This window comes from Bradyrhizobium sp. 195 (assembly GCF_023101665.1).
Taxonomy (GTDB): Bacteria; Pseudomonadota; Alphaproteobacteria; order Rhizobiales; family Xanthobacteraceae; genus Bradyrhizobium.
The window spans coordinates 5,653,142-5,664,821 of sequence record NZ_CP082161.1; the positions used below are offsets into that span (position 1 = coordinate 5,653,142).

General features: G+C 63.4%; 12 protein-coding genes. 5 read left to right on the forward strand and 7 right to left on the reverse strand.

Annotated elements, in window-relative coordinates:
• Nucleotide 1: 1 nt before the first annotated feature.
• Genes IVB26_RS26510 through grxD form a run of 3 tightly spaced genes read right to left on the reverse strand, consistent with a single transcriptional unit; the run spans nt 2 to nt 2,216 of the window.
• On the reverse strand, nt 2-1,288 hold the full coding sequence (locus tag IVB26_RS26510; RefSeq protein ID WP_247968085.1) for a serine hydrolase domain-containing protein: 1,287 nt from the start codon (nt 1,286-1,288) through the stop codon (nt 2-4).
• Nucleotides 1,289-1,331: 43 nt separating this feature from the next.
• A complete protein-coding gene (locus tag IVB26_RS26515) occupies nt 1,332-1,886 on the reverse strand; it encodes an O-acetyl-ADP-ribose deacetylase (RefSeq protein ID WP_247968086.1) in 555 nt (184 codons plus the stop codon).
• Nucleotides 1,887-1,889: 3 nt separating this feature from the next.
• Entirely contained in the window at nt 1,890-2,216 is a 327-nt protein-coding gene (gene grxD, locus IVB26_RS26520; protein ID WP_157333797.1) for a Grx4 family monothiol glutaredoxin, read from the reverse strand.
• Nucleotides 2,217-2,450: 234 nt separating this feature from the next.
• Here grxD and egtB point away from each other — a divergent pair, with 234 nt between their 5' ends.
• Both egtB and egtD read left to right on the forward strand, forming a co-directional pair.
• Nucleotides 2,451-3,746, forward strand: a complete 1,296-nt coding sequence (gene egtB / locus IVB26_RS26525; protein ID WP_247968087.1) for an ergothioneine biosynthesis protein EgtB — start codon at nt 2,451-2,453, stop codon at nt 3,744-3,746.
• A gap of 52 nt (nt 3,747-3,798) precedes the next feature.
• A complete protein-coding gene (gene egtD / locus IVB26_RS26530) occupies nt 3,799-4,770 on the forward strand; it encodes an L-histidine N(alpha)-methyltransferase (protein ID WP_247968088.1) in 972 nt (323 codons plus the stop codon).
• Nucleotides 4,771-4,951: 181 nt separating this feature from the next.
• Here the strand turns inward: egtD and IVB26_RS26535 are convergent, their stop codons facing one another.
• Both IVB26_RS26535 and IVB26_RS26540 read right to left on the reverse strand, forming a co-directional pair.
• Entirely contained in the window at nt 4,952-6,145 is a 1,194-nt protein-coding gene (locus tag IVB26_RS26535) for a low temperature requirement protein A (protein WP_247968089.1), read from the reverse strand.
• Between the two features lie 25 nt (nt 6,146-6,170).
• Nucleotides 6,171-6,407 carry a BolA family protein gene (locus tag IVB26_RS26540; RefSeq protein ID WP_018316584.1) on the reverse strand — a complete coding sequence of 79 codons (237 nt, stop codon included), beginning with the start codon at nt 6,405-6,407 and terminating at the stop codon, nt 6,171-6,173.
• Between the two features lie 177 nt (nt 6,408-6,584).
• Between IVB26_RS26540 and IVB26_RS26545 the strand changes: the two genes are divergently transcribed.
• Nucleotides 6,585-6,944 carry a DUF427 domain-containing protein gene (locus tag IVB26_RS26545; protein WP_246918689.1) on the forward strand — a complete coding sequence of 120 codons (360 nt, stop codon included), beginning with the start codon at nt 6,585-6,587 and terminating at the stop codon, nt 6,942-6,944.
• Nucleotides 6,945-7,077: 133 nt separating this feature from the next.
• Here the strand turns inward: IVB26_RS26545 and IVB26_RS26550 are convergent, their stop codons facing one another.
• Complete coding sequence (locus tag IVB26_RS26550) at nt 7,078-7,251, reverse strand: DUF1328 domain-containing protein (protein ID WP_247968090.1); 174 nt, start codon at nt 7,249-7,251, stop codon at nt 7,078-7,080.
• Nucleotides 7,252-7,434: 183 nt separating this feature from the next.
• Here IVB26_RS26550 and IVB26_RS26555 point away from each other — a divergent pair, with 183 nt between their 5' ends.
• Entirely contained in the window at nt 7,435-8,625 is a 1,191-nt protein-coding gene (locus IVB26_RS26555; protein WP_247968091.1) for an acyltransferase family protein, read from the forward strand.
• A 144-nt stretch (nt 8,626-8,769) separates the two neighbouring features.
• Here IVB26_RS26555 and purL read toward each other — a convergent pair whose 3' ends face one another.
• Nucleotides 8,770-10,980, reverse strand: a complete 2,211-nt coding sequence (gene purL / locus IVB26_RS26560; RefSeq protein ID WP_247968092.1) for a phosphoribosylformylglycinamidine synthase subunit PurL — start codon at nt 10,978-10,980, stop codon at nt 8,770-8,772.
• 185 nt (nt 10,981-11,165) lie between these two features.
• Between purL and IVB26_RS26565 the strand changes: the two genes are divergently transcribed.
• Entirely contained in the window at nt 11,166-11,645 is a 480-nt protein-coding gene (locus IVB26_RS26565; RefSeq protein WP_247968093.1) for a PaaI family thioesterase, read from the forward strand.
• The last annotated feature ends 35 nt before the right edge of the window (nt 11,646-11,680 follow it).

The window sequence follows — 11,680 nt, forward strand, 5'->3', positions numbered from 1 at the left end:
ATCATTTCTCCATGGCTTCATAGACCAACTGCTTCAAAGTCCGCTGCACGCGCTGGCGCTCGGTCGGGGTCTGCTCCAGCAGCACGAAGAACATGTCCTGCTTCGGGTCGATCACGAAATAGCAGCCGGAGGCGCCGTCCCATTTCAACTCGCCGAGATCGCCGGGCGGCGGCGGCTTGGCATTGCCGGGATCGGTGCGGACGGCGAGCCCGAGGCCGAAGCCAAATCCGTCGCCGGGGAAGTAGAAATAATCGCGATCGACGCCCGAGCCCGGGCCGATCTGATCAGTCACCATCAGCTTGAACGTCTCGGGCTTGAGGATTGTCTTGCCGTCGAGGCTGCCGCCATTGAGCAGCATCTGCGCGAAGCGCTCGTAGTCGGCCATGGTCGTCACCATGCCGCCGCTGGCGAATTGGATCTTCTTGACCACCGTCGGATCGTTGATCCGGCCGACCCGGAAATCGCTGTCGTTCGGCACCGGCTGCGCCAGCAGCTTCTGCTTCTCGGGAGCCGTGACGAAGAAACCGGTGTCGACCATGCCGAGCGGATCGAGCAGCTTATCCCGCATGATGTCGATCAGCGGCTTGCCGGCCGCGACCTCCATCACACGCGCGAGAACGTCGGTGGAATGGCCATATTGCCAGAGAGCCCCCGGCTGGTTGTGCAGCGGCAGTTTTGCGATCCGTTCTGCGAACTCGGCGAGGTCGAAATCGCCGGCATAGATATTGGCTTCGCGATAGGCTTTGCGGACCAGGCTGTCGCCATAGAAGCCATAGGTGATGCCCGAGGTGTGCGTCATCAAATCGTGCACCGTCATCGGCCGGTTGGGCGGCACCAGTTCGAGCGACTTGGTGCCGTCCTCGGCCTTCTTCTCGACACCGACCTTCACGTTGGCGAACGACGGAATGTATTTCGAGACGGGATCATCCAGCTTGATCTTGCCGTCCTCGATCATCCGCACCGCGACCACCGAGGTGATCGCCTTGCTCATCGAGAACAGGCGGAAGATCGTTTTGTCCGTGATCGGTGCCTTGCTGACGACGTCCTGCACGCCGAAGGCTTCGTGATAGACCGGCTTGCCGTGCTGCTGGATCAGGACGGTTGCACCGGCGATCTTGCCGGTCGCGACCTCGTTCTTGAAAAAATCGCTGATTTTCGCGAGCTTGTCCTGATTGAAATGCGCGCCCGCCGGGATCTCGTAAGTGCCTTCCGCCCGAGCGAACGACATTGTGCCCAGCGACACCAGCGCGCCGCAGAGCAGCGCACGCAGTCCAGACTGTAAAATCATATCCCCTCCCCGGAACATGGTCCGGCGGAGTGTACCGACCGCCTCAGTCGGCACAAGGGCTGCCGTAGGGGGCCAAAACGTCCGTGTGGAGCGCGGCGCTCGCATCCGAATAACAACAGAATATGACATGGCCGACCAGCGAGGCGGCCGGCAGGGCGTCAATGGTCGCATGGATCGCGATCTTCGCGGCCTGCTGAGCCGGGAAGCGATAAACGCCGGTGGAGATCGCGGAGAAGGCCAGCGAGTTCAGCCCATTGGCCTGGGAGAGCTCGATTACGCGCCGATAGCAGGAGCGCAGGGCCTCCGCCTCGCCGCGGGTGCCACCATGCCAGACGGGACCAACCGCGTGGATCACATGGCGCGCAAGCAGGCGATAGCCCTTCGTGATCTTGGCATCGCCGGTTGGGCATCCCCCGAGTGCCTGGCACTCGGCGAGGAGCCCGGGACCGGCAGCATCGTGGATCGCACCATCGACGCCGCCTCCGCCAAGGAGAGACGAGTTTGCGGCGTTGACGATGGCGTCAACGCCGAGTGTGGTGATGTCGGCAACGATAACCTCGAGCTCGGCATTGCCGATCCGGCGCGTCAGCCGGGTCACGGGTTAAGCCGCGACGACGACGCCCTTCTCGGAGAGGAGCTGCTGCAATTCGCCGGCCTGGAACATCTCGCGGACGATGTCGCAGCCGCCGACGAACTCGCCCTTTACATAGAGCTGCGGGATGGTCGGCCAGTTGGAGAAGGTCTTGATGCCGTTGCGCAGTTCTGCGGATTCGAGGACGTTGAGACCCTTATAGCCGACGCCGATATGGTCGAGGATCTGGACGACCTGGCCGGAGAAACCGCACTGCGGAAATTGCGGCGTGCCCTTCATGAACAGAACCACGTCGTTCGACTTCACTTCGTTGGCGATGAATTCCTCGATGCTCATATTTGTGTCCTTCTGGGGCCTCAACGATCGCTTCGGGCCAGCTCAGCCGATCTAACCCGATATCTGCTCATATATGTAGCCCAAACCGTTGTGCATCCAAAGTAAAATGGCGGCGAACAGCCCTGGGCGGCCGCCCTTTGATGACGTCAGCCGCATTGCATGATGACGCGAATATCATCGCCCGGGAGGACTTTCATACCGTAACGGAGCCCCTATCTAGGACGAACCCTGTTTTTGGAACCGGGCAACGCCAACAACGTTCTCTTGTCCTGTCTGGAGAAAAACGTGACGAAACAAGCCTCCGCTTCGGCCACCGCCCCGTTTTCGTCAAGCTCCGGTCAGGGCGGCCTCGCCCGGAGGCTCGAAGACGCGTTTGCTGCCGTCCGCAATGAGACCGAACGCCGGGCCGCACCGCTGTCGCCGGAAGACCAGCAGATCCAGTCCATGCCCGATGCGAGCCCGACAAAATGGCATCGGGCGCATACCACCTGGTTCTGGGAGCAATTCCTGCTCGGCGAGCACGCTGCGGGCTATCGGTCCTTCCACCCCGACTTCGCGTTCCTGTTCAATTCCTATTACGTCAGCGCCGGCCCGCGTCATGCCCGCAATCATCGCGGCGACATCACCCGCCCCAGCGCCGACGAGGTCGGTGCTTACCGCAGATATGTCGATGCCGCGGTCGTCAAATTCTTCCGCGAGGCCGCTGCCGACAAGCTTCGCGAGATCGCGCCGCTGGTCGAGGTCGGGCTGAACCATGAGCAGCAGCATCAGGAATTGATGTTCACCGACATCCTGCATGCCTTCGCGCAGAACCCGGTCTATCCGGCCTACGACCCGGACTGGCGCTTCCCCGCCCCGACGCGCTCAGGCGAGGACTGGCTGATGCTGAACGAAGGCATCCACACCGTCGGCCATGTCGACGAGGGCTTTCATTTCGACAACGAGAAGCCGGCGCACCGCGCCCTGGTCGGCCCGGTCAAGGTCGCGCGCAACCTCGTCTCCAACGGCGAATGGCTCGCCTTCATGCGCGATGGCGGCTACCGGACTGCAACGCTGTGGCTGATGGACGGCTTTGCCGCAGCCAGCAAGGAAGACTGGCAGGCCCCAGGCCATTGGCGCGAAGTTGATGGCGCGTGGCAAGTGATGACGCTCGCCGGCCTCAAGCCGGTCGATCCCGACGCGCCGGTCTGCCACGTCAGTTATTACGAGGCCGATGCCTTCGCGCGCTGGGCCGGAAAGCATCTGCCGACCGAAATGGAATGGGAGGTCGCCGCCCGCGCGGGCCAGCTCAACGACGCCTTCGGCATCGTCTGGCAGTGGACCCGCAGCGCGTACGCGCCCTACCCCGGCTACCGCGCCATCGAAGGCGCGCTCGGCGAGTACAACGGCAAGTTCATGGTCAACCAGCTGGTGCTGCGCGGCTCCTCGCTTGCAACTCCGGAGGGCCACAGCCGTATCACCTATCGGAACTTCTTCTATCCGCACCACCGCTGGCAATTCACGGGGCTGCGGCTCGCTGACTACGAGTAAAATCTTCATCCGACGACAGATGCGCGCCGGACAGCGCGTTCAGGAGAGTATCATGAATGTGCACGCCAGCGCTTTGGCCGAAGCCCATCTTCCCGACGAGCAGACCACCGCCTTCGCCCGCGAGGCGATCGAGGACCTCTCGCAGCAGCCGAAAAAGCTGTCGCCGAAATACTTCTACGATGCGACCGGCTCGGAGCTGTTCGAGGCAATCACGCGCCTGCCGGAATATTATCCGACCCGCACCGAGCTATCGATCCTGAAGGAGCGCGGCAGCGAGATCGCGAAGATCATTCCGGAGCACGCAGCTCTGGTCGAGTTTGGCGCGGGCGCGACCACCAAAGTCCGCCTGCTGCTGGGTCATTGCAAATTCTCGGCCTATGTGCCCGTGGACATCTCCGGCGACTTCCTGAAGGCGCAGGCGAGCGGCCTGAAGCGTGACTTCCCGACGCTCGGCATCTATCCGGTCGCAGCCGACTTCACGACGCCGTTCGAGCTGCCCAAGCAGGTCGCATCCATGCCCAAGGTCGGCTTCTTCCCGGGCTCGACCATCGGCAATTTCGAGCCGCATGAAGCGCAGGCCTTTCTGAAGAGCGCGCGCGAGATCCTGGGCAGGGGCGCGCAGATGATCATCGGCGCGGATCTCGAAAAGGAAGAGCGCGTGCTGCGCGACGCCTATAACGATGCCGCCGGCGTTACCGCGCGCTTCAACCTCAACGTTCTCGTGCGCATCAACCGCGAGCTCGGCGGCAATTTCGATCTGTCCGCTTTCACCCACCGCGCCATCTACAACCGCGAGCGGCACCGCATCGAGATGCATCTGATCAGCAGGAAGAGCCAGACCGTGCGCCTGCTCGGCACCAGCTTCTCGTTCCGTCCGGGCGAGAGCATCCACACCGAGAACAGCTACAAATACAGTCTCGAACGCTTCGCCACGCTGGCACAGGGCGCCGGCTGGCGAGTGCGCGAAAGCTGGACGGACGCAGCCAAGATGTTCTCCGTGCATGCGCTGGAGGTGGCGGAGTAGACGCTGCGCGCTGGCGCTGTGGCGCATCCTTCGAGACGCCCGCCTTTCGGTGGGCTCTCAGGATAAGGGTGGAGTGCGCGGCAGCATGTTCAACAGGCACCCATGCCAATCAGCCTCATCCTGAGGAGACCGCGAAGCGGTCGTCTCGAAGGACGAGGCGCTTGCTCAGCCAGCTCCAGATTCAATGCTCCTCGGCCTCCTCGGTTGCCGATCCCAGCGATAGCGACTCCCACACCGCCACCACGATCAAGATCGCGGTCGTCGCGACCGAGAGCCAGAGCGGCGGGAGATCGGCGGCGAACCACCACAGCACCAGCAGCATGATGATTCCGATGCCGTGCGAGAGCTGGAGGAAACCTCGGATCGCGTGCTTGAACAGGATGGTGCCGATCAGGAACACCAGCGGTCCGCCGATCGTGCTCACGATGGTGCGGACATCGGAATGGCCGCTCGGGTGCTTCAGCACCAGTTCGTCCGAGACCGCGGTCAGGATGATGCCGGCGATGATCGGCATGTGCAGATAGGTATAGGCGAGCCGCGCCAGCCGGCCGGATTCGGTGGACTTCGAGATCCGCTCGGAGCCGGCCTCCGCCCCCTTGTGGAAATAGACCCACCACATCGCGATGGCGCCGACCAGTGCGGCGACAAAGGCCAGGATGTTGGCCGCGGTCCACTCCAGCTCGGCAAAGGTCGCGCCGTTGACGACAACGGCTTCGCCGAGCGCGATGATAACGAAGAGGGAGCAACGCTCGGCCATATGGCCGCCTTCGACCGCCCAGGCCTCGACCGACGAGAAACCGAGCTTGGGGACCCAAAAGCGTGCCGCCGGCGAGACGTACTCCCAGGTGACGGCCGCAATCCACAGCCATAGCCGCGTCTCGCCCTCGGACAGGCCGCCGGCGATCCACAACACGGCGGAGATCGAGAGCCAGGTCAGGATGCGGATCGCGTTGTGCCGCACCGCCGCCCGATGCCGTGGCGTTGCGAACAGCCAGAAGGCGGTTCGCCCGAGCTGCATCGTCGCGTAGGCGATCGCAAACCACAGGCCCCGCCCCTCGAACGCGGTCGGGATCGTCGTCGACAGCACGAGGCCGCCCAGCATCATCAGGAAGAGCATGACGCGGACAGGCGTCAGCTCGGGATTGAGCCAGTTGGTGACCCAGGCGGTGTAGACCCACACCCACCACACCGCGAGAAACAGCACGGCGACGTGCACCGCGCCGAGCGGCGTGAAATGGTGCAGCAGCGTGTGCGACACCTGCGTGACGGCGAAGACGAAGACGAGGTCGAAGAACAGCTCGACATTGGTGACACGGCTGTGCTGGTTTGGCACGATGACGCGAAACATCGCGCCGCGAGGATTGTCCGCAGCCATCGTCCTCCCCCGTCGCGCGATCAGATCAAGCGCCCGGCACGCCGGTTTGCAGCGCCAACGCATGCAGCACGCCGCCCATCTGACCACGCAGGGACTGATAGACGATCTGGTGCTGCTGGACGCGGGACTTGCCGCGGAAGGATTCCGAGATCACGGTCGCGGCATAGTGATCGCCGTCGCCGGCGAGGTCACGGATGGTCACCTCGGCATCGGGGATCGCTGCCTTGATCATCGCCTCGATATCGTGGGCGTCCATGGGCATTCGGGTCTGGCTCCTTTTGGTCTCGAATCGCTGCCGGAGGTCCCCTCGCCGGCAGGCTCAAACTTAGCGTGAACGGCCTTCTGCGTCACGCTTTCCGGCACTATATCCATGATCCCATCAGGATAAAGGCACGACAAAGTGCCGCGCGCGGCAGATTGATCGAAAAGGCGTGAAATCATGAAGCTTCCAGGGCCCGACCACCCCATCACCATCACCCAGAACCCGAGGCGCGTCCGCGTCACGGCGGGCGACATCGTGATTGCCGAGACCAGCAAGGCGCTGACCTTGAAGGAGGCCAAATATCCGGCGGTGCAATATGTGCCGCGGGAGGACACCAAGATGGCCCTGCTCGAGCGCACCGACCGCGTCACCCATTGCCCCTACAAGGGGGACGCCAGCTATTACAGCGTCAAGGCTGACGGCAAGACGCTGGACAATGCGATCTGGACCTATGAGACACCCTTCCCCGCGATGACGGAGATTTCCGGCCATCTCGCCTTCTACCCGGACAAGGTGAAGATCGAGGAAGTGGGGTAGGCCACGATATACGGCGCCGTCATGGCCGGGCTCGTCCCGGCCATCTATGTTCTTGGCCAATCGCGGCTACGGAAAAACGTAGATGCCCGGGACAAGCCCGGGCATGACGACTGAGAGTGCTGGCACAGCCAGGCTACGCCCTGAAGATCGTGAGCCCCAGAATCAGAAGCACCAGGAAGATCACGACGAAGACGTAAAACAGGAAACGGGCGACATCGGCGGAGGCGGCCGAGACGCCGGTGAAGCCAAGCACACCGGCCACGATCGAGATCAGCAGGAAAATCAGCGCCCATTTCAGGATCGTCATCGCTAGCTCCGCATTGGTGCCGCTCGCCCGCAGCCTCACGCCCTTTTGGTTTGGCGAACGCTAACCTTGCTGCTCGGAACTGGTTCCTAATCCTGTCGGGCCCGAAGACCTGCTCAAACGAGGCTTGCTGAATCGGGTTCCCGGCGGCACAGTCCCGCCCGGGAGCAGGAGCGCGGGGCAGCCATGACCACGATGTCACAATCAGCGACGATCGGCGCGGAGGCGCAAGTCGCGCCGAAGAGCAAAGCACGCAATCTGTCGCTCGATCGCGCCCGCACCTTCCTGACGCTGGTGGTGCTGCTGCACCACGCGGTGATTCCCTACACGCATTTCGGTCACACCGATCCGGCCTCCTGGGCCGGCTTCGACGTGATCGTGCTCGCCACCGACAGCTTCTTCATGGCGATGTTCTTCTTCCTGTCGGGCTTGTTTGCGTGGTCGGGTATCGCCCGCAAGGGCGCGCTGAACTATCTGGCAGATCGCCTGCTTCGACTTGGCCTGCCATTCGTGATCTGCGCATTCACGATCATCCCGCTCGCCTATTACGCCATCTCGCTCCGACACCATCCCGAGATCGGCTTTTCGGAATACTGGTGGAATATGGTCACGAAAGGCCCGTGGCCGAGCGGGCCGATCTGGTTCCTTTGGGTCCTGCTCGGCTTCGACGTGGTGGCCTGCATACTGCATCGGCTGTCACCCAACCTGCTCGATCCGATCAATCGCCTCTCGCTGTACGGTCGCCGTCGGCCCGCCGCGTTTTTCGCGGTCATGCTTGCCGTCACCGCAGCGTTCTACGTTCCTGGGCGGATCCTTTATGGACCAAGCAGCTGGTTCGAGTTCGGACCGTTCTCGGTGCAGCATGGGCGCGTGATGCTCTATGCGACCTACTTCTTTTTCGGTGCCGGCATCGGCGTCGCGAACATGGATCGCGGCCTGCTCGCGGCAGAAGGCCGGATGGCGAGGGTCAGCTGGGACTGGATGGTCTTGGCGATCGTTCCATATTGCCTGCTCTGGGTGCTGATCTTCATTAAGCGCGAAATACTGGGAAATCCGTCGCCGCTGCCGAACTGGTATGAGGGGCTTTATGCCATCTGCTTCGCTGTCTTCAGCGTAGCCATCATGTTTCTGATCCTGGCCTTTTTCCAGAGGTTCAGACAATCAGGCTCGGCCAAGCTACTCGATCCGATGCAGGCGGACGCCTACGGTATCTTTTTGGTGCACTACCCGATCGCGCTTTGGCTGCAATACTGGCTGTTCGACTATGACCTGCCAGCGATCATCAAGGCGACGATTGGATTCGTGCTGACAGTCGCGTTCAGTTGGGCGCTAACGCGCGCCTTGCGCCAGATCCCCGGGGCAACGAAGGTGCTGTGACACTGACGGTCTCCGTCATTGCGAGCTCAGCGAAGTCCGTAGCCCGGATGAGCGAAGCGAAATCCGGGGTGTTGCCACAAGCGACTGCGGTCCCGGATGTCGCTTCGCTCATCCGGGCTACGGGACTGAGTGTGTGGCGGCGCCTTACGCCGCCTTCCCGCCCATATACTCCGGCAGCCACTTCTCGAACGATTTCCGCAACGCGTCGATCGCAACCGGCGCCTCGCCCGCGATGATAATCGCATCACCACCGGTGGTGCCGATGCGCACGCAGGGCACCTCGCAGCCGCGCATCTTGGCGAGCACGCGGCCGGCTTCCGTTTCCGGCACGGTGACGAGATAGCGCGCCTGGTCCTCGCCGAACCAATAGGCCTGCGGCACCAGCGCGGTCGGCGCCGCCAGCAGCTTTGCGCCGATGCCGCTCGCCATCGCCATCTCGGCGAGCGCGATCAGGAGGCCGCCATCGGAGAGATCATGCACGGCGGTCGCGGTACCGCCATGGATCATGCCGCGCACGCAATCGCCATTGCGCTTTTCGGCGGCGAGATCAACCGGCGGTGGCGCGCCCTCCTCGCGACCGCAAATATCGCGCAAGTAAACGGACTGGCCGATCCAGCCGTGCGTCTCGCCGATCAAGAGGATCGCCTCGCCCTCCGCCTTGAAGGCGAGCGAGGCGGACTTGGTGAAGTCATCGAGCAGGCCGACGCCGCCGATCGAGGGCGTCGGCAGGATCGCTCGGCCGTTGGTCTCGTTGTAGAGCGAGACGTTGCCGGACACGACCGGGAAGTCCAGCGTGCGGCAGGCTTCCGAGATGCCCTTCAGGCAACCAACGAACTGGCCCATGATCTCGGGCCGCTCAGGGTTGCCGAAATTGAGATTGTCGGTGATCGCGAGCGGCTTGCCGCCGACCGCGGTGATGTTGCGCCAGGCCTCCGCCACCGCCTGCTTGCCGCCCTCGAACGGGTCGGCCTCGCAATAGCGCGGCGTGACGTCGACAGTCAGCGCAAGCCCCTTCGGCCCGTCCTCAACGCGCACGACGGCGGCGTCGCCGCCGGGGCGCTGCATCGTGTTGCCGAGAATGACGTGGTCGTATTGCTCCCAGACCCAGCGCTTAGAGCACATGTCGGGCGTGCCGATCAGCTTCTCCAGCGCGGCACCGAGGCTCATCGGCGCCGGCACGTCGCGGGCGTGCACGACCGGCAACGCCGCCGAGGGGACGTGCGGGCGGTCATAGAGCGGCGCCTCGTCGCCGAGCTCCTTGATGGGCAGATCGGCCATGACGTCGCCGCCATGCTTGACCACGAAACGCTTGCTCGGCGTGGTGTAGCCGACGACTGCGAAGTCGAGGCCCCACTTCTTGAAGATCGCCTCGGCTTCCTTTTCCTTCTCGGGCTTGAGCACCATCAGCATGCGCTCCTGGCTTTCCGAGAGCATCATCTCGTAGGCGCTCATCCCGGTCTCGCGGGTCGGCACCGCGTCGAGATCGAGATCGACGCCGAGGTCGCCCTTGGCGCCCATCTCCACCGCCGAGCAGGTCAGGCCCGCCGCGCCCATGTCCTGGATCGCAATGACGCAGCCCTTCTCCATGATCTCGAGGCAGGCCTCGAGCAGTAGCTTCTCGGCGAAGGGATCGCCGACCTGCACGGTCGGGCGCTTCTCCTCGGACTTGTCGTCGAACTCGGCCGAGGCCATCGAGGCGCCGTGGATGCCGTCGCGCCCCGTTTTGGAGCCGAGATAGACGATCGGCATGTTCACGCCGGAGGCGGCCGCATAGAAGATCTTGTCGGCGTCAGCGAGGCCTACGGCCATCGCGTTGACGAGGATGTTGCCGTCATAGCGGGTGTGGAAGCGCACCTGGCCGCCCACCGTCGGCACGCCAAAGGAATTGCCGTAGCCGCCAACGCCGGCGACGACGCCGGAGACGAGATGCCGGGTCTTGGCATGCTCGGGCGCACCGAAGCTCAGCGCATTGAGGCAGGCGATCGGGCGCGCGCCCATGGTGAAAACGTCGCGCAGAATGCCGCCGACGCCGGTGGTCGCGCCCTGGTAGGGCTCGATATAGCTCGGGTGGTTGTGGCTCTCCATCTTGAAGACCACGGCTTGGCCATCGCCGATGTCGATCACACCGGCATTCTCGCCGGGGCCCTGGATGACCCAGGGCGCCTTGGTCGGCAGGCCGCGCAGATGGATGCGCGAGGACTTGTACGAGCAGTGCTCGTTCCACATCGCCGAGAAGATGCCGAGCTCGGTAAAACTCGGCTCCCGCCCGATCAGCTTCAGGATGCGCTCGTACTCGTCGGGCTTGAGCCCGTGGGCGGCAACCAGTTCGGGGGTGATCTTGGGTTCGTTCTTCATGGATTCGGGGCTTTCGGCGGCGGTTTGGCCGTTCTTAGGAACATCCGGGGCTCGCGAAAAGCCCTTTATGGCGCATTTTCCCGCTGTCCCACATTTTGCAGCAGGCCGCCTGCGGGAACAGGAATTGCACGGCGCGAACAGATCGGATTTAAGGGCTGAAGACCCGCAATTGAAGGCCCATTTCCTTGCACGAATTGACCAAAGCGCCCCCGCCCCGCCGCCCTGACCTTCACGTCGCCACCGAGGGCGAATTTGAGGGCTGGCGGACCTGGATTCGCGACAGTTTTGAGTCCCATGTCGGCCCCTTCTGGCACCGGATCGAGGCGGACGGCAGCATCCGCAGCGCCTTCCGGGTCGAGAAGAAGCACCTCAACGGCTCCGGAAACGTCCATGGCGGCTGCTACATGGCCTTTGCCGACTATTCCCTGTTTGCGATCGCCACCCATGTCCTGGACAGCCGGGCCGTGACGACCAATTTTTCCTGCGAATTCCTCGACGCGGCACGGGAGGGCGAGCTGATCGAATGCACCGGCGAGGTGAGCCGGGCCGGCGGTTCGCTGATCTTCCTGCGCGGCCAGATGATGTCCGGCGAGCGGCTGCTGCTCACCTTTTCCGGCACGATCAAGCGGATGAAGCGGAAGCCGCAGCCCCAGCCAAACGCATAGCTCGACGCCTTCCCTTTTCGCGCGCCCTCGCCCAG

Excerpts from the sequence above, each read along its gene's own strand:
- IVB26_RS26545 (WP_246918689.1), top strand. The coding sequence starts at position 6,585 with ATGAAGCTTCCAGGGCCCGACCACCCCATCACCATCACCCAGAACCCG.
- egtD (WP_247968088.1), top strand. The coding sequence starts at position 3,799 with ATGAATGTGCACGCCAGCGCTTTGGCCGAAGCCCATCTTCCCGACGAG.
- IVB26_RS26510 (WP_247968085.1), bottom strand. The coding sequence starts at position 1,288 with ATGATTTTACAGTCTGGACTGCGTGCGCTGCTCTGCGGCGCGCTGGTG.
- grxD (WP_157333797.1), bottom strand. The coding sequence starts at position 2,216 with ATGAGCATCGAGGAATTCATCGCCAACGAAGTGAAGTCGAACGACGTG.
- IVB26_RS26550 (WP_247968090.1), bottom strand. The coding sequence starts at position 7,251 with ATGACGATCCTGAAATGGGCGCTGATTTTCCTGCTGATCTCGATCGTG.
- IVB26_RS26540 (WP_018316584.1), bottom strand. The coding sequence starts at position 6,407 with ATGCCCATGGACGCCCACGATATCGAGGCGATGATCAAGGCAGCGATC.
- IVB26_RS26555 (WP_247968091.1), top strand. The coding sequence starts at position 7,435 with ATGACCACGATGTCACAATCAGCGACGATCGGCGCGGAGGCGCAAGTC.
- purL (WP_247968092.1), bottom strand. The coding sequence starts at position 10,980 with ATGAAGAACGAACCCAAGATCACCCCCGAACTGGTTGCCGCCCACGGG.
- IVB26_RS26535 (WP_247968089.1), bottom strand. The coding sequence starts at position 6,145 with ATGGCTGCGGACAATCCTCGCGGCGCGATGTTTCGCGTCATCGTGCCA.